The organism is Paenibacillus allorhizosphaerae (assembly GCF_042659105.1).
GTDB classification, from domain to species: Bacteria; Bacillota; Bacilli; order Paenibacillales; family NBRC-103111; genus Paenibacillus_G; species Paenibacillus_G allorhizosphaerae.
This window is the reverse complement of sequence record NZ_JBHSRV010000017.1, coordinates 26,746-45,214: the sequence shown is the minus strand read 5'-3', so window position 1 is coordinate 45,214 and position 18,469 is coordinate 26,746. Positions and strand designations below refer to the sequence as shown.

At 39.3% G+C, this 18,469-nt stretch carries 13 protein-coding genes and 3 pseudogenes; 9 read left to right on the top strand and 7 right to left on the bottom strand.

The features are described 5' to 3' along the window. Positions 1-37: 37 nt before the first annotated feature. From ACFQI7_RS32635 to ACFQI7_RS32625, 3 genes and pseudogenes are all read left to right on the top strand, one after another. Positions 38-616: a TcaA NTF2-like domain-containing protein gene (locus tag ACFQI7_RS32635; protein ID WP_377518262.1), complete on the top strand. Its 579-nt coding sequence runs from the start codon at positions 38-40 to the stop codon at positions 614-616. A gap of 448 nt (positions 617-1,064) precedes the next feature. Beyond that, positions 1,065-1,532: pseudogene (locus ACFQI7_RS32630) on the top strand (transposase); the annotation flags it as partial. Between the two features lie 896 nt (positions 1,533-2,428). Further along, positions 2,429-3,043, top strand: a complete 615-nt coding sequence (locus ACFQI7_RS32625; protein WP_218103487.1) for a hypothetical protein — start codon at positions 2,429-2,431, stop codon at positions 3,041-3,043. Positions 3,044-3,688: 645 nt separating this feature from the next. Here the strand turns inward: ACFQI7_RS32625 and ACFQI7_RS32620 are convergent. From ACFQI7_RS32620 to ACFQI7_RS32610, 3 genes and pseudogenes are all read right to left on the bottom strand, one after another. Continuing rightward, positions 3,689-4,426, bottom strand: a pseudogene (locus ACFQI7_RS32620) (IS3 family transposase); the annotation flags it as partial. Positions 4,427-4,571: 145 nt separating this feature from the next. Next, a pseudogene (locus tag ACFQI7_RS32615) lies at positions 4,572-4,796 on the bottom strand (helix-turn-helix domain-containing protein); the annotation flags it as partial. Positions 4,797-4,808: 12 nt separating this feature from the next. Next, positions 4,809-5,255 carry a transposase gene (locus ACFQI7_RS32610; RefSeq protein ID WP_218103488.1) on the bottom strand — a complete coding sequence of 149 codons (447 nt, stop codon included), beginning with the start codon at positions 5,253-5,255 and terminating at the stop codon, positions 4,809-4,811. A 407-nt stretch (positions 5,256-5,662) separates the two neighbouring features. On the opposite strand from ACFQI7_RS32610, the gene ACFQI7_RS32605 reads away from it, so the two are divergent. Continuing rightward, the gene (locus ACFQI7_RS32605; protein WP_218103489.1) at positions 5,663-6,085 is read left to right on the top strand and encodes a type I restriction enzyme endonuclease domain-containing protein; all 423 of its coding nucleotides are present in this window, start codon (positions 5,663-5,665) and stop codon (positions 6,083-6,085) included. 49 nt (positions 6,086-6,134) lie between these two features. Here the strand turns inward: ACFQI7_RS32605 and ACFQI7_RS32600 are convergent, their stop codons facing one another. Further along, the gene (locus ACFQI7_RS32600) at positions 6,135-7,436 is read right to left on the bottom strand and encodes a DUF4365 domain-containing protein (protein ID WP_218103490.1); all 1,302 of its coding nucleotides are present in this window, start codon (positions 7,434-7,436) and stop codon (positions 6,135-6,137) included. Between the two features lie 380 nt (positions 7,437-7,816). On the opposite strand from ACFQI7_RS32600, the gene ACFQI7_RS32595 reads away from it, so the two are divergent. The 4 genes from ACFQI7_RS32595 to ACFQI7_RS32580 all read left to right on the top strand — a co-directional run bounded on the left by ACFQI7_RS32595 (position 7,817) and on the right by ACFQI7_RS32580 (position 11,216). Next, on the top strand, positions 7,817-8,197 hold the full coding sequence (locus ACFQI7_RS32595) for a hypothetical protein (RefSeq protein WP_218103491.1): 381 nt from the start codon (positions 7,817-7,819) through the stop codon (positions 8,195-8,197). A gap of 270 nt (positions 8,198-8,467) precedes the next feature. Further along, positions 8,468-9,031: a hypothetical protein gene (locus tag ACFQI7_RS32590; protein ID WP_218103171.1), complete on the top strand. Its 564-nt coding sequence runs from the start codon at positions 8,468-8,470 to the stop codon at positions 9,029-9,031. Between the two features lie 51 nt (positions 9,032-9,082). Then, the gene (locus ACFQI7_RS32585; protein ID WP_218103170.1) at positions 9,083-10,549 is read left to right on the top strand and encodes an RHS repeat-associated core domain-containing protein; all 1,467 of its coding nucleotides are present in this window, start codon (positions 9,083-9,085) and stop codon (positions 10,547-10,549) included. Positions 10,550-10,748: 199 nt separating this feature from the next. Next, positions 10,749-11,216, top strand: a complete 468-nt coding sequence (locus tag ACFQI7_RS32580) for an SMI1/KNR4 family protein (protein WP_218103169.1) — start codon at positions 10,749-10,751, stop codon at positions 11,214-11,216. 979 nt (positions 11,217-12,195) lie between these two features. Here the strand turns inward: ACFQI7_RS32580 and ACFQI7_RS32575 are convergent. The 3 genes from ACFQI7_RS32575 to ACFQI7_RS32565 form a co-directional block, all read right to left on the bottom strand. Next, entirely contained in the window at positions 12,196-13,371 is a 1,176-nt protein-coding gene (locus tag ACFQI7_RS32575; protein WP_218103168.1) for a tyrosine-type recombinase/integrase, read from the bottom strand. 1,069 nt (positions 13,372-14,440) lie between these two features. Then, a complete protein-coding gene (locus tag ACFQI7_RS32570) occupies positions 14,441-14,872 on the bottom strand; it encodes a very short patch repair endonuclease (protein WP_218103167.1) in 432 nt (143 codons plus the stop codon). Between the two features lie 117 nt (positions 14,873-14,989). Then, positions 14,990-15,877 (bottom strand): DNA cytosine methyltransferase, encoded by an 888-nt coding sequence (locus tag ACFQI7_RS32565; RefSeq protein WP_218103166.1) that lies wholly within the window; start codon positions 15,875-15,877, stop codon positions 14,990-14,992. A gap of 375 nt (positions 15,878-16,252) precedes the next feature. Here ACFQI7_RS32565 and ACFQI7_RS32560 point away from each other — a divergent pair, with 375 nt between their 5' ends. After that, a complete protein-coding gene (locus tag ACFQI7_RS32560) occupies positions 16,253-18,421 on the top strand; it encodes a putative dsRNA-binding protein (RefSeq protein ID WP_218103165.1) in 2,169 nt (722 codons plus the stop codon). Positions 18,422-18,469 lie beyond the last annotated feature (48 nt).

Genomic DNA, 18,469 nt, shown 5'->3' with positions numbered 1-18,469 from the left:
TAGGAACGATTAATATTAGTCTGAGGAGCATAAGTCTATGAAAAAATTATTATTGTATTTTTTTATGATGGTACTACTTTTACTTTCAGCTTGTAGTTCCCTAAATCCATCTACTTCAAAACTCTCTGACAATTCACAGAATGCTAAAGTAAAAAGTAATTTCGATAGTTCTACTCCCCCCCCCACTCCTACGCCTTCACCTAATCCAGTTCCTACAAAAGAGGAGCTGATGGAACAAGGTAGTGCAAAAGCGGATACGTTTTATCTCGAATTGTTAATTCAAAATTATGAACAAACGTTGATTGACGCAATAAATAATAATGATTTTTCATTAGTGGAGCCTTCTTTAATTCCAGAAAGTAATTTATACAATTCTCAGAAACAGCTTATCTCCAATCTTAATAAGAAAAATATTAAAGAAAAGTTAATTGAATATTCTATTGAAGATATAAAAGTAGGAAAAAAGAGTAATGAATATCAAATTTATGTTGAAGAGAAAATTTCTATAACATACCCGGACAGAATTAATTCTGAAACAAAAGTATTTAAATGGGTCTACACAGCGGTGCTGGATAAAAAAGTAATTGGTTTAACAGAAATTAATGAATGGAAATGATAAATATCAAAGTAGTTTAATAATTTTTCATGAGTCTGTTAAGGGTTTTGTGCAAGTTCTGCTGAGATAATGTTACCTTATAGCTGTTCTGAGATAATGTCACTATGAGACAGGAGAAAATTACATTGGCAAGATCGGAGTTGAAGAAAGTGACATTTCTGGAAAAGATTATGGAAGGACATATAACAAATCCGGAGGGAGCCGTTACATTAGGGCTATCATACCGGCAAGTGATTCGATTATAGAACCCGATGAGTTATAGAATTTTACGAACAAATTGGGTATGGATTTATCTGTAGCACAACAAAAAAGGGAATTAATCGATTAATGGACCCTTCAAGACAATAGCTCCGTCCTGCTTGAGTCTGTAAAATAAATTGTGTAACCTCCTAACTGAGATAAATTTGTCAATACTGACTTAATAGATCAAAGTTGGAGGGAACCATTCATGACGACCCGTAGCGGACTGTTGTCCAAGCAAGAACATCGCCAATTCGTAAAGGAGCACAACTTCCAGTCAGCGGAGCATATCCAAAAGACGTTAAAGGAACTTTTTGCAGATGTACTCCAAGAGGCACTGGAAGCCGATTTGGATACGCATCTGGGTTATGAGAAGCATGACGTAAAGAACAAGCAGACTAAAAACAGCCGTAATGGTTTCACCAAGAAGACAGTCACGTCTGAATACGGAGATGTTGAGATCGAAGTCCCTCATGATCGTTTGGGTGAATTTCAACCGGTTGTGGTCAAAAAGAATGAGACGAATGTCACGGGAATTGAAGATCAAATTATCACGCTGTTTGCTAAGGGCGTGAGTACGCGAGACATTCAGGACCATCTTCAAGGTTTGTATGGAATTGAGGTTTCTCCAACCTTAATTTCGAATGTAACCAATAAAATCGTTCCGCTTATCCGATTCTAGGATGACAACAGGGAAGGAGCCCGTTTTACTCTGGACCCCGTTGATTATATTCAACAAATCCTTAAACCCTTCAAGCGTATGAAGGAAACGAAAGCTCCTACCGTAAGTACGATCGTTCTACCCCGGCCTTAATGAATAAGAGTTCAACCAGTAAAATCTGGCTAAACTCATAATACGAAGGGTACGATAGTTAAGCGATCCAGGAGTAGTTTGCCGCGGCGGCTGCTCCATTTTTTCATTTAAGTACTCCGTAACGTAACGAACCTGCCGAATCCCTATGATTGAATATAGGTGTTTTATGAAGGACCATTACTTGATACAGCTATTACTGCCAATTGAAATTGCTCATCGTCTTTCGGTCCTCCGCATTCGTTTATGTCAAAATGTATTTAATCAGCACGCCACCGACTTTGCGGCTATTAATTGCTCGTTGACGTTTTTTGGAAAAACATGATATTATTTTCGTGATCGGAAGTATCGGCGTTAGCCCCTGTGGAATACCTCGGGGGCTTTACTTATATCAAAACAGAGTCCATCCCAAAAGAGGTGAGTTTTTAGTTGTATTTATACGTTTGCCCGGTTTGCAAATCTAAGAATGAGGAAGATCAAAAATATTGCATGCAATGTGGAACATGGCTTCTCAGTGATCGTTTCCCAGCGCAGAAAGTTAAAGCAGGGAAAACGTCGGGAAAACTATATATTTGCGCTTTTTGCGATACGGCTAATGAGCCCGGAAGAAATGCCTGTAAGAAATGCCTCAAACCATTGTTTAGCACGAATACACGACGAAAGAAATCAATGTATCTGCATCATATGGAAGCGGGATAATTAAATTCTTCAGAGTGATCGTATATATTCTCCTTGCATTAGCAGTGTTGCTCGGAATAGTTTTGATCACATCGACGGTTAATGACAAATTATCATCTTTATTTCTTACCCTGTTGTTAATTTGCATAGTTCAAATATTTTTCGGAGTAATTAATCCGTCCATCATACCAGGTGGATCAACTTCTCGGAAACAAGTATTAGGTTTGTACGGGGTCTTGATTCTTGTATTTTTCGGATTATTTGTAAAACTCGTACCTTCCTCGAAATTACCGAATACACAACAAACAGATAGCAGGGCTGTTTCAGCCGTGGCCTCCGCAGCAACATCGCCAACGACCTCGCAACAAGCTCAGGAAGCGCCAACAACTACACAACAAAATCCTGATGAAAAACCCAGCGAGGTATTTAAAGTTAGGGATTTTGAATTTCATGACCTTCAAATTAAGAAAAGTTCAGTTGGTTGGGAAGCAACTGTCGAAGTGAAAAATGCAGGCAAGGATGTTAAGGGGATGGGATTTACAATCACTTTTTATGCAGAGGATGGCAAGAGGGTTGGGACTTCTCAAGGGGCAATATTGGATATACGGTCCGGAGAATCAAAAACCGTTAACTTAATTACAAAAGATGACTTATCCAAGTCGAAATCAGTTAAGGCTCAAATCGACTATGCTATGTAATATTAACTAGCGCCACTTATCAGTAAGTGGCGCTTTGTTATTAGCCGGCCGATCTGGCATTGTACAGGAACACACATTCTTTTAAGCAGTTGGTTTTTGTGACAGCGGTTCAGCAAGGTGATTAAAGCGAAAAGAGCAGGAGAATATCTCTTGTTCTTGTTCTTTTTTCGACAAAATGTTGGTATAATTATGCAAAAGAAATTCGTATAGTAACCGGACGTAAACATTAAATAGAGGAGGGGAAGTCTGCTATACCCTAGAGATGTATGGAATGTCTATAGCCTGAAATCTATCACAGACATCAATGACGAGGAAAGAAAAAAGTACGCCAAAATTCTCGAAAGCTGGTACACCAAAAAGGTTCATCCCGAATGCATGTGCAAGGAAAAGCGTTCGTATCCACGCCTTCACGTGAAGAAGAGCCCTGCCGGCAATCTATTCCTTTCAAATAACCCCAACAGCAATCATGGGATATACGGGTTATTTGGAACAACGCGGGATAGTCATTAATAATGAAGGCGAAATCACATGTTCTCTCAAAAAAAAGAAGAAAAAGCCCGACGAAGGATTGAAGTGCCCCTGTCAAGTAGACAGTGAAAAAGACAAAAAGCCATGACACCAACTTTTACTTTGGTTGGTGTCTTTTTATGCCGCTGAATTTCGAAGATATTGCCTGTATTCTACGGGCGCCATACATTTCAGTCTTTTCTGGTATCGATGGTTATTGTAGTAATTTATGTATTCCATAATTGCTGATTCTAGTTCTTCATATGCATTGAACTTATTGAGGTAGTACATTTCGGATTTCATCATTCCCCAGAAGGATTCCATCGGGCCATTGTCTATGCACCTGGATACCCTAGACATGCTTTGGGTCATTCCCGCATTATCCAGTTTCTTCTTAAATGCTTTGCTCGTGTATTGGAAGCCTCGGTCACTATGAAAGAGGGGCTTAGCATCAGGGTATGTCTGATGTGCGATATCAAAGGTTCTAAAAGCAAGTTCATTGTTGTTGGAATGTCCGACCACAAAAGAAACAATACTTTTGTCTGACAAATCAAGGATCGCGCTCAAATAAGCCTTGCTCTGAAGGCCATACTTCATTTCCGTCACGTCAGTGAGCCATTTGGTTCCGAACCTAGTGGATTCGAAATCTCTGTTCAAGATATTTTCCGCCGTAATTTCAGGCGTGGACCGCACGTAATTCTTTCGCTTCCTACGGCATACCGATTTGAGCTGTAAGATGTCCATGAGCCTGTATATCCGTTTATGATTCACATTCAGGTGGTGTTCTCGGTTTAGTTTGATTGTCATCTGGCGATATCCGAGGATTCCGTTCTTTTCTTCGTAGGCATCTTTAATCCTGGGAAGCAGCGCTTTATTGAATTTCTCGTTATCGTTTTCTGCTCGGACTTATAGTATGAGGAACGCCTAATACCCGCGGCTTAACAGAGTGGACCTAAGGGATACGATTTCGTCTTATGAAGATGCTGTATGGTAAGATATTCAGTTTCATATCGGACCCGGCTTAGAATCGCCTCCTTTTGAGTTCCTCCAGCTTTTTTAGCAAATCGATCTCCATCTGCTTTCTTCTGTTCTCCGCTTGGAGGAGCTTATTCTCTGCTCTTAGTTTCTCCAACTCGGTCATCTCATTCATGGATTTTCTTTTCCCACGTTTATCTTGAAGCGCATCCACACCGGATTGCAAGTATTTATTTGTCCAGGAATAAACTTGCTGATAGGATACCTGAAATTTCTGTGCGGTTTAGGCATAGTTGTGCTGATGTTCAATGCAAAATGTAACGATTTTAACTCTTTCATCGTAATTAGTAGCTCGTCCTTTTGTCATGATTGGCCTACCTCCTGTGCCGGAAGTTTTCAATGTCTCATGGCCATTATACTTCAGGATCCAATTACGTAGTTGGCAGGTTGACTTAATACCGTACTTTCTGCATATTTCCATATGCGAACCGCCGCTAGCCAGATAATCCTCTACAGCTGTTATCTTTAATTCAGCAGAATAGACCTTGTTCTGGGATGCACTGAGTAGTCCATTTGGACCTAACGATTCATACGTTTGGAGCCACTGTTTAATCGATGAGTGGTGAACATCTAGAACTGACGCTAAATGATGAATTGAATCTACCCCACGAAGGTATTTTTCAATAGCTGCGATCTTTTCTGTGCCGGATATTTTAGCTTTGCGAGACATAGAAAAGAGCTCCTCCTTGTAGTAAACAGTTTTATTATTTCAACTGTCTACCACAAGGGGAGCATATCAGATCTGAACAAGGCCCGAGGACCGTTGGCAAAGGAGCGGGGGCCGAGGGCGGCAACTTCCACGCCAGCTGCAGGAGAAAATGCACTACGTTATCTTTTCCTGACATGGCTCCAAGAATCCCTGATTAATAAATAATCAACCTGATAAGCAGCGCAATATCCGCGGGAAGCTATTAAGATTATGGTCAAAACAAAATCAATTCCATTAAGCTGAATACTGGAAATATATATATTGCAAATTCAGGATTTAAGTACAACTTCGCCAAACACCGTGTTGTTATTGCTTGGGGGGACAAAAAATCTTTTCCCGGAACCGTATCCCCTTCGCACAATTACATTATGAACATCCCGTTCTTTTCCCTGGACGATGGTCAAGAAAAGATACAAGATATCAACGTGCTTAAAAAAGGCGGTGTTGAACACGTACTTAAGGAAAGAGTCAAAGAAACCTTCCTGAAGCACGTTGCGAGACTTCAAAGTGAGTATATTATTTGTGCTACTGCTTTGGATTTCAGCGTTCGGGTCCAGATCAGCTTTTTTATTGCTGTGAAGTCTTTTATAATAAAGGTTGAACGCGACAGCATGCCGGACACTGAAGCCTTCAAAAAGAAAATAACCGCTATGATTGAACAAGCCATCATTATAGATGGCGCTGAAGTAGTGTCCATCTCAGCTAAGAAGGAAAAAAAGTCTTCTATCAGTAGAGAATCTGCAAAAAATTATGGTGATGAAACGAAAAAATGTTGCCGCGACAACTCTTAAAAAGTTGTGTTTTTAGGTGGCAACGTCCATTAGGCGTTGCCACCTACCCTTATTGTTTGGTGCCAAACTGGGAATAATCACCTTCAAAATAATCTATAAAAATGACCTCATACTTCCCATCGATCTCAGCATCAAACCTATTTTCGTCATTATCACTTTTTTTGAAGCTGAACGGTTGATCGCTTATTATTAATTTCCTACCAAGGTTGATCCCCCAATAATGTTCACAGCTTGCTATTGGTAAATCAACAAAAACACCCTTCTGATCAGATAAATCATCCAGGTTTTCAGGTGCTATTACACTCGCTTTGCCTTTAAATGTAATATTTATTCGCCCCGTATTAATTATGGCTTCAAGTTCTTGAATATACTTGTGCTCTTCAAAAGTTATATCTCTTCCCAAAATAAGCTTTTTGTCAATTTTGCGCTCAATGTCCACTACCAACTTCATATATTCAGCTGTTGGTTCGATTTTTGAATCATCTTCTGAATGATTCACTTTACCTGTACACCAAAAGTCTGAATGATTATCTACTAAATAGAACACATCTCCATTTTTCATGCGTGATAAAGCTTTGTAGTACATTAGACTATTATAGGCGCTCTCTTGACGCATCGGGGACATATTTAACTTAACTAATGGCTTTAAATCAGCTGTTAGATGGATGTCTACATTAAGAAACACCATTTCTTCAGTCTGATATTTGTTGGACATTATAAACTTAACAGATCCGTCCTCTAGTTTTTCGTGTGTGAAAACACTCAATTGCAAATTGGTAAGAATTGGTGAATAGTTTGCATCCAAGAGATTCATTCGCATGGCTCTCTTCCCTCTCTCGTTGTCAAGCAACTGCTGCAGCAATCCTTTGCCTCTTTGAACTTCCCTGATAATATCCTCCCATTGACTTATATAAGCGGTATTTTCGCGGTCGAAGCAATGTTCATCCTTTAATTGAATACGAACTTTTGCTTTGTTTTTTGCGTAATTGGATTTGCGAATCCACTCTCTCGTCACATGGAACCAATATATTTTTTCTTTCACTGTATCTACAAGTAGCGTCAATGTAGGCTCTGAAGCAGTTTGATCGCAATAAGCTAAATATTCCACATCTAAATCATAAACCATATTATTAATGTCAGGGAGTTTCTTTATTTGAATATCGAATTTTCCGATTAGGTCACCGTTAAGGTTAATTAAATCGATGATTCCGTCCGTGTTTGGCCATTTGTCGACTGTTGATGTTTGGGCAATGGCGCGTCGATGTTTCCCAAGGAAATATAAGACTAATCCAACAGCTTCAATATCTCTGAAGTTATTGAGCGGGTGAGTAGCGGGTAAATGAGTGTACATTTATTACCTCCATTAAAAATGTTTGTAACCTCAGTTCTAACGAAGCTGCTCATATGCAAGCAAACAATCCACGGCATTTGTTTTTTTTCTTTTCCCTAATTAAGTTTCATATTACCATAATAAGATTCTAATTTTTAGGGAATTCCGGACAAATACCAGCGATGGGGTAGCAGGATGTTATCTAGGACAGCCATAAATCAAATCTATTGGTAAGACCACATTTAAACCAAATTTATCCTTTAGTTATTTACAATAATAGTAAATATGTAATATAATGATAAAGCACGGAAAGCATCCGGCGAAAGTTCAATGAGGAAGCACCTCTTGGACTTTTTTTGATGAACAATAAGGACATGAGCGTTTTCAGAGGGTGCAGTTGCTTGAATGGATATGAGTTGAATGAGTTAAGCATTTTACACCAAGAAGAAAATAGACTATTTTATCACAACAAATTATCATTTACAGGAAAATTCTTCAACGAAGAAACACTAGGAGAGTGTAGCTCTTATCAAGTTATTTATACATTAAGTCATGAAATGTTGAATGGCAATTTCAAAGTTAAACCCGAGTATATATCTAAATTTAAGGATAGTTTTATAACCTTAGGCGAAATAATGAAACTTACACAAAAACAAGGCCAAACGCTCGTAAAAGAATTAGCTTCTTATGGGGTTATTGCAAAAACTGGCCCTAAGATTGACGGCGGTACAGGATATTTATTTATCCGATCGGAGGTGTTACCTGTACTTCCTCTACTTTAACGTCAACACAGGGATACATAGCGGTTAATCACTTTTGTGATTAGCCGCTTTTTTATGTATATTGTTAGATTAACGCACGGCATTACCTGACGCAAAGTGCAATTATGTTAATGAATATTTATGCATTTTATGAATGTTAGTTAATTTATTACTTCATATACTCATGAAACGCGGGTCCTTTCTAAGCGGTTGAATAAATGATTTACTATTAAATCTGAAATAAGATCAACGGAGCAACGCGGGTTCGCCACTCCGTTATTTTACTTATTAATGAAACATCACATCTACTCCAATGCGAACGAACTGCTGCAGTTCGTCGAAACGATGCAGGACGACGTAGGCAAGAAGCTGCTGGAGAAGACAACCAGCTACCTGTATGACGACAACGGCAACGAACTGCGCCAAAAGGTAAGCTACCTTCGCCCGCACAAGCGTAGCATGCACCAGGTCACCGGCGGAAATCTGTACGGTGACGAGATCGACGACGAGCTGAATCCCTTGATTGAGAAGGTAAGCAGCATGTTCGACGGCTTTAACCGCCTGAAGCAGATGGAGAAGATTAAGGGCGGCGATCGCGTCACCGTCGATTACGTGTACGACGGTGACGACTTGAGAACGCGGAAGACGGTACGCAGCTCCAAGAACGACTATACGGAGAAGGCAACGAATTATCTGTACGACAGACAGCACGTCATCCTCGAAACCGATGCCTTGGATCAACTTTCGGTCCGTTATGTGCGAGGAATAAAACTATATCATACGTATCAACAGCGCAGACAAGTTTTCATACTACCTGTACACTGGCCACGGGGATGTTGTGCAGACCGTAAGTGAAACAGGCGTTGTTGAGAATCAATATGACTACGATATTTTGGAAGTCCTACTATGGCGGTTGAGGAAAGCTATACGAATGCAGTCCGCTACGCTGGCGAGTTTTTTGACGAAAGGACAGGGTTGTACTACTTGCGAGCGCGTTATTACGATCCAAGTACGGGGCGGTTTATTTCAGAGGATAGTTACTGGGGAAAGGAAGAGAATCCGCTCAGCTTGAATCGGTACACGTATGCTCATAACGACCCTCTGCAGTTTGTAGACCCGATTGGGCATTTTATATTCAGCGTAATTAGTAATATTATGACTGGTGTTGTTAGTAATGTTATTGGTTCGGCAGTAAGTGGTGCGATAGAGGGTGGCCAAAATGGTTCCTCAACGGGGCAAAGCAGTAGTTCGGATAACGGCTCCAATAATGGGTCTGGAAACTGGTCGGGCTCGTCAAATAATAAGACAACAAATGCATCGTTTGATATTCGACAGATAGCAGATATTGCCTTAAACCTTATTATGCCTGATTCGCTAAGTAGACTATTTGCTCACGCAACAACGAATTTTTTGGCCCATGGAATCCAGACTTATATAGCCCCCACAGACTATATCTCTGAAGAGGAGTCCGCTGCCGTAACGAAAGAGGCCAGAAAAAATTTTGAAGAAGAATTAAATAAACGTATTGAAGCACAAAAAGTTGAGGAGTTGAAAGGACAATTAGCGACCCAGAAACTTGAAACTGAACTTGCGGTGCTTACCCAAAAGAGAAAAGAGGCAGAGTTAAAGTTAGAAGAAATGGAATCGGAAAGATTGAAATTAGAAAAAGAGATAGCACAAATAGAACTTGATTTTAAATTATATGAGTTGGCAAGGTACCAAGAATTAAAATCATTGCTTGAGAAGAAAGATGATGAATTAAACGAAATCGTCGCAGATCTGCAGAACATACTTTCGAAAGAAAAAGAGCTAACTGTTGCCAGTGCAGATTATGTTCCTAGGCCTGATGATAAACTTCAGAGGACTGCTGATGCTATTGAACAAGTGGTTATGGGGAAATATACCGAAAAAGTAACAACGGAAGGTACAATAGTTCAAGTAGCATTAGGCTTGACTGGATTGGATTTACCAGCAGATATACGCGATTTAGTCCATGATTTCACTCATTGGGAAACTTCTTGGAGTCATTCGGGTGAAACGCTCTTAGATGCTATGGGTCTAGTGCCTATTCTAGGAGCATTTAAAAATTCTAGTAAAATCAAAAAAGCGGGCAGAGAAATTATTGGGGGGAAGGGTAATCTTGATGATGCTTTGAAGTACAAAGGATATGTTAGGGACATAGAGTCCTTAACCAATCTTCCTATAAGTTCAAAGCAGAGAGAACTATTAAAGGATGCTCTTCAAAACAACAATTACACCAAGTTAACTCCTAGGGCACAAGCACTTCATCGAAAAGATTTTAATGCAAACAGGGAAAAAATAATTAAGGAATGGGAACAAAATACAAGGGCAATCTTGGCCAACGTACACTGAACCTGTCTACTCTAAAGATGGTAAAATATCAAGGAATGTTGGAGATAACTATGATGCACACCATATAATTGAAAGTAGCTATGGTGGACCTAATACGTGGTGGAACATGCATCCTGCATCATTTCCAACTCAACATCAAGGTGGAATACACAGGTCAGGAGGACCTTCAAGAGGAATATTTGAGTAAGGAGGGGCAGATATGGCCGATTTTTCTTTCTTAAAAAGTTATGTTTTATCTGAAGGTGATGATACTGCGCACCTTATGAAACATTCTTTTTATGCACTTGATAATCATGGTGTTGAAGGTGCAGAATCAAGAATAGGGTTTAAGTTTCCTGATGAGTTGAGAAACTTTTACGAACTAATAGGGTATGGATTTATCTGCAACACAACAAAAAAGGGAATTAATCGGTTAATGGACCCATCAAGTGTTGCCGATTTCAGGCTTGGGGAAGGTATTTATGAATACGACCCTGACAGAGAAATTTATGATAACAATAAGTTATTAGTTTTCTTCGAAGTATCTGAAGGCACGTATCTGACGATGGATTTAGTGAATGGAAACCAAAATGGAGAATGCCCAATCTATTACTTTGATGAAAAAATAGCCGATTCACTTCATGAATTTTTGATTCGCATGGACTCACAAACGGATTATTATCTATAAACCATGGATGGGACTCAGTGGACATTCAACTGAGTCCCTCTTTATTTGGTGGGGCTCCTGAATCAAACATCGACTTCGTAGCGGTATTCGATCCGCATCAAATTACGAATGGGGTGCACTTTTAGACGTTCAATATTAGAAGCCTTCTTCAACTGGAGTCCGACCGATCCTGTCGACATCATGCAGTTAGAACATGGTCTTCAAAGAGAATCAATCCTCTAAACTGAAGTTGTAGATGACTTCTACTTGTCTCAATTAGGGGAGCTTATGCTTGTACTTATCAAAGAAGAAGGCGCTACCGCGGCGTCTTCTTAGTTTTAATCGTATTAATGTTTGTTTTGTTCCTTAAATATTCTCCAACACCCGACTCCTTACTCTTAAGTCATTTTGGTCTGGACAAAAGGGTAAGAATAGTCAATCGTTCAGTGCATGTATTTTATTAAACATGAACCTTGAAAGAATTCAATTGGGATACATGTATTTTCGAAAGATAAAATTGGCGTAAAACTGGTGTGAAATATGATGTAAAAATTGGTGTTAAACCAGGTGGGAAGTTGGTGTAAACTTGGTGAAAAAACCAGTCCTAAGCATCCCAAAATGAGCCTAAGCGAACGTTAATACGAACGGTGAAATCCCAGTAAAATCAAGGCTTCAGCCGACTATAACAGTTTCTATCAATCTCGCGGATTAATCCGCATACGGTGCATGTAGAGTCCGTTGCACTGCTTGTACGAAATGAAACAGTTGCTGAAAAACCTTGTTAATACTGGGTTTTTATAATAAAACAGCAGGATAAAATTAGTGATACAGCTGTAGTTTTTTAGCTATTGGTGCAAAATTGGTGTAAAACTTTAACACAAATGAACCAAAATCAACGGAATACATCAGAAATAAGCCTATAACAGTGCGCATTTTGAATGAACTGTTATAGTCGGTAAGAAAAGAACCCGAACGATTCATACAGAAATCGTTCGGGTTCTCATGCTTCTTTGCGATTTTTAAATGGAATGATCTGATCGAATTTATTTGCAGCTTCTTTATCTGCCTTCGATAAAACATGGCCGTAGATGTTCATTGTTGTCGTGATGTTGGCATGTCCAAGACGTTCAGAAATGATTTTGGCATGGACCCCTTGGTTGATTAATAAAGTGGCAGAGGTGTGGCGAAGATCATGAAATTTGATGTATTTTAAATTGTGCTTCTTTAAAAAGCCGCGAAACCACAAATACGGGCTTTCGGGATAAAATGCTCTGCCGTACTGGTTGAAGAAAACAAAGAAATGATCGTTATCACGGGTTTTCTCCAATTCACCCCATTCGTGTTTGCAGTACTCGTGATATTCTTTCAGCTCCTCCCATACTGCATCAGACAGATTTATTTTCCGAGTAGATTTTTTGGTCTTTGGTTCTTTAATAACGGGGTTTCCATTAATGAAATCTGAGATGCTTTGTTTTACATAGATCGTGCCTTGTTCTAAATCAACGTTTTTCCACTCAAGTCCAACCAACTCGCCGCGGCGAAGACCAGTGGTTAAGGCAAGAATAATCATCATACGCCAATGATAAGCTTCTTTTTCTAATGCTTCAAACAATAACTGAATTTCATCTTCATCGTATACTTCACTTTCTTTATACACGACTTTGGGTGACTTCACATCCGCAACAGGATTCGATTTAATAACTCGCCACTCGACTGCTCTTGTAAAGATGTTTTTCAATACACGGTATACGTACTGAATCGTTCCGGAAGAAAGCTTACCGTCCTTCCCGTCTTGTCTGTTACCTTCTTTACTTAATTCACTTATTAAAGAAGCGACATGTAAGGGTTTAACTTGGTCTAACCGTAAATGTCCAATAGCAGGAAGAATTCGTTTGTTTAGGATTCTTAGGTAAATAGATAATGTCTTTTGTTCAAGTTCTTGTACTGCATACTTGTCTCTCCACTCATCGACAAAAGCGTGTAGCGTTAATTTCTCAGGTGCAATGTAAGCTCCGGCTTGGACCTCAATTTCAAACTTTGCAAGTTCAAGTTCAGCTTCCTTTTTAGTGCGGCAATGAACTGTCTTGCCATGACGTATATATTTACCTGCTGCATCTTTGCCGACGCTTACAGTTAATCTCCATGAATTTTTACCTCTTTTTTCTAAGCTAGCCACCCCTATATCACCTCCAAAACTGAAGAAATGCTAATTACAATTATTTCCTTAAATGATTCAAAGAATACTTTGGTTAACTAAAAACGTATGTTTACTATCAATGATCTGTCATTTGGATATGAGAAAATAGATGAAAAGAATATTTAGGGGGAATTTCTTTTCGATGAACTTGCCGAATATCATGATCATCATTTTTAGCGTTTATCTTGGAATTGGGCTCTTTTTGGCATATCGCTATATCACGAAGGAATTGCCCGAGATTATTGATTAGGATCTTGATGAGGAAGAGAACAGGAGCTTGTAATGCTTTACACAATTTAGATAAAATTGCTGGACGCAGCGGAGTGTCAATCATCCTTTTTATAGTTGGAATGCTGTTCTGGTTACCTATCTGGTTAAAAACACGCTTAAAATAATTTTTTGACATCAGCTATGCGAATGTGGTAATCGCGACGAGAGCTTCAACTGTTATTTCAAACCAAATAATGCATAAGGGTATATCTACAATCAAAGCATGTACTAATTTTTTTGATGAAGGCGAATGAGCATTAGCAAGCCTATTAATAATATCGATAAATAAGAACACGCATTCTCCATAGCCAAACTCAATGTAATATCTCGAAGGCAGGGCATCTGCCATGCGGCAGAGTCTGAAGGGCTACAGGAGAAGTACCACTGAAGCGGGTTAAGTACTGAGTAAAAGATGAGGGGAGATCGCCCTAAGTCGCTGTAGATGCGAAGGCAGGTGACGAAGAAGGAGTAGGCCGCACAATGTATGTCTTGTCTTCCGAAATGAGCTAATTTATGTATTTACAGTTCCGATTGTTGCTTCAGTATTATCTGTACATATTTCCATGATTGGAACATTAGTCAACATACCGCTTACAAAAGTTACTCTAAGTGTTTAAATGGGCGGTAAAATTCCTGGCCTTTTAACCTTTGATGAAAAAATATGGAGGGATCGCCACAAAGTAGGAAACAGATTTACAGATGAATATAATTCACTAGCTACAATCGCCAGTTACGTATTTACCATAGTATGAATGCTCCCGTCTACATTCATTTGGCTTCATTTTGTTCTTTTTGCAGTTTCTTTTGATTGGATTAGAAAAGCTGCTATTTGTTTTACTGTACCTTCAAAATCCTCTTTAACCTGATGTTCCCAAATGCGTAAAACTCTCCACTTGTTAAATATATAATCATCGGTAACTTTTTTATCTCGTTCTTTATTTTTTTTTAACTTATTGACCCAATAGTCTAGGTTTGATTTGGGTATGTGGCCATGAATATCACATACATGCCAAAAACATGAATCAAGGAAAACCACGGTTTGGTACCTTTTTATCGCAATATCGGGTTTGCCTGGAAGATCTTTCACGTTTCTTCTAAAGCGTAAACCCTGTTTCCAAAGAGCTTTGCAAATCTTATCTTCCATTTTGGTTTTTGATCGAATAGACTTCATGATCTTGCTTCTTGTTTCTTGTGAGAATTTATCTGGCATATAAGCTTACCTCCTTTAACCCTGTCTCCTTATTTTACCCAATTTTTTATTGATAAAAATGGAGGTAAAAAAAATATGGACGAGTAGAAGCAACTCGTCCATAAACACTTAATTAAATTACTGTGATATAATATTTACCATTCTTCTGCCTATCCATTCTATTACCGGAACAGCTACGGCATTTCCTAAAGTTCTGTATCTACTTCCGTCCATCCCACTGGAAACCCCTGCAGTTTCTCGTATTCCGAAGGGAGCATCCGTCTGACAAATAGCGTCTGAGCTGCCTCTGGAGTCAAGTGTATAGGTTTCTCCATCATTTCTGTACCCTTTTGCTTGGGGTCCGGCTGAAGCCTTTCGTCCAATTCCGGCATGCTGGATAGAGTAGATATTTGAAGAGATAAAGCCCGCTCCAGATCCGGCGCTAATGATTTCCCTCTGGCCGAGGCCCTGTCTAGGAGCGATTGCAATTGGACCTTGTTCAAAAAGTACTTCAGCGGCGCGTCCGCTTCTATAACTTGCGACAATGTAGACTCTTCTGCGTCGTTGGGGTGTTCCAAAGTATTTTGCATCCAGTATTCTCCACGCCAGACCATACCCGAGTTCATCCAAGGTTTGGAGGACCACTCTGAAATCATTTCCGTTGTTGCTATTGAGGAGTCCTGGTACATTTTCAATAAGTACCCACTCAGGTCTTCGTTGGTCAATAAGCTGGGCATACTTGTAGAAGAGTCCACTTCGATCACCTTCAAGTCCTTTTCTTTTACCTTGGTTCGCAAGAGAGACGTCTTGGCAGGGGAATCCACCACACCAGACTTCTGCATTTGGGACCTTGTCGATTGTAACGTCATTTATATCACCCATTAATTTAACATTTGGCCAATGCTTTTTGAGCACTTTCTGGCAGAAAGAATCTCTTTCGCATTGGAAAACAACTTCCATTCCTGCCCTTTCCAAACCAAGATCAAAACCGCCAATTCCACTAAAAAATGATGCCACTTTTAACATCTTCTCACCTCACCTATAAAAAAAACAGAACATATGTTCACAATTCGACATTATCCGGTGATTTCCTTCAAGATATAAAAAAATATTATTTTCAGTCTATCCTTACAGAAATGAAACAGGATTCTAAAATTATAACATCTTGTTCTATAGTTCGTACAGTTTCTAGGAATGAAAGGGATATGGATATGTCTGTATAAAATTCAAAAACAACAAGTCAGGTTCAAGTGCATTTAGAATAATTACTATTGTAGTGGAAGGAAAAAATAATACTATTGTCGAATTTTAGTCCTTAACCCTGGAAACTATTCGATTCGGAAAAAATAAACAAAAAATTATGACTGCATTTTTGAGTTTGTGAACCTAGGAGAAGCTGCTATGGGTGAATCAAAAGATCAAAAAAAATCATTTTTTAAAGGGCAGCAATTGCTTCAATTGTTAGAGGGCCAGTGCAGCCATATTACGGCTCAAGAGCTAGATGCAATTTTACATCATAGTAGTGCATTAAATGAAATATATAAAGTTGCCGATTATGAAAAAACGAAAGCGATGGCGTTTGCTGGCAAGTCATTAATGCAAACTATCATGTGCTATATTTGTTTTTTTGATTCTAATGTACCGGACAAAAACCTTTCCCCTACATTTCAAGCGAGTGTAGAACCCGTTTTAACGAGGCTTTATAAGCATTTTCGAATTGATGAAATGATTTATCTAGGGAAAGGTGAAGAAAATAATCGATACTCTCTTCAATATCGTGAAGTATTGCTTGCAATCATTCAACATATCTATATAAAAGAAGGTTTTTATACTGTATTGGAAATCTTTATTGATTTCGCCACAGAGCCTGTGGGGCCAGACTATAAAAGCATGCTTTTAGAGTATGTAAATAAGCATAAAGGCCATCTAGTATATAAGCTAATAAATGAAACAGGGCCTGACCACCAAAAAATGTTTGAAGTGGAGGTCTCAGCATTCGGTACACAGGCAACTGGTATCGGATCATCAAAGAAAGAGGCAGAAAAGCAGGCAGCCCAGAGCCTGTTTAACATAATAGGTGCAAGTAAAGAGAAGTCCTTCGATATGTCGCTTCTGCGAAGTGAAAGACAATGGCACGTATCGCATGAACGTGCACGTCAGTTGCAAAATTATGTATCCAAACAACATACCTATATACTAAAAAACTTGTCTATTTACGTAGTAGACGCTGTTTTTTCCCATAAATCATACTTTAATGAGCACCCTGGGATTAAAACTGACAGTTATGACATGTTAGCTATCATGGGTTCCTGTGTGCTTAACCACAATATTGATGCTTATTTATTAGCAAATTTCGATACCATGTGTGGTGGCAGGTCAAACCAATTATTAAAAATACGAGGAGAGTTGGTTTGCGCTACTTTCCTTGCTCCGAGGGCAGGGAACTTTCTAGGAAAACAGGCTTTTCAATTGTTGAGGGCATCTAGAGGCCAAGATAAAAATGTCCCGAGTATTATGTTAGATATTTTCAAGGCACTTTTAGGAGCCGTATTTTTAAGCGGGGCTTCTAGTGGATTTCCAAATCCTTTTGAAAAGATCCAGGAAATTCTTGCTAGTCTTTCAATATTGCAATTACCTCAAGTCCATACTTTGGATTATAGGAGTACAGTTAATTCAATTGCTAACTTACTCAAGTTTACCGAAGGGTTAGAGACCCGGATGCTTTCAAAAAAAGCTCATGAGCCCTTATTTGAAGCTACCGTAACTATTTCCCATCCGATAGAAAAAACAATTTCATTCCAAGCAAATGGTCAGGGTAATACATCTAAGATTGCCGCAAGAAACGCCTGCCAAGCGGTGTTTGCCCAGTTAAGTGCTGTGTTCAATTTAACCCAGCTTGTGCCCCTCACTAATTCGACACGCTGGGATTCTGTACTTCAGACGTTGTTAGAAGCGGCATTTAAGCCAAGTGGCATACAGGCCGAGCTTCTGACAATACTCGGAGGCTTATGTTTGAAAAAGTGGGATGAATCTAACGCGAGGAGTATCCTGGAAAACCTGCTGCGTCGTTCATTAGCGGGGGAGGCAAAAATGGTCTATTACTTTTGGCTCCAGCATGGGATCTCCCAAGAGCAGGTGAGATCCGCTCTAGTTGGTCATCAATGTTTCAATCAAGTATCTGATTTGCTTCAATGGGAAAAACCTATGGATGAAGCAGTTTCAAATCTAGGGGAACGGTCCCAGCAAATATCGTTTAATGACCAACAAATTAATAAAATCTTCCAAGCGCTAAATGAATATGAAGCTGAGGGCGAAGTCCAATATAGTATTTCCACCCATTCAATAGCAGCAACAATTCAATTTTTTGAATCTCCGGATGCCATTAAGGCGTTGGAGGCGGTCGGATGTTACCGGGCTGGCGAAATAGTATCGCAACTTAAGAGCCTTCAGAACTTTTTCAGCGATTATCGTTCAGGGAATATAATTAGCGGTCTAATAGGCATAAATGATAGTTTTGAACAGTTGTGTTTATTGGCTACTGCACACTGGATAAAAGAATTTATGGAATAACCGAAATGTACAGCATTTTTATTTGGGTACAACGTTTAATATACATTC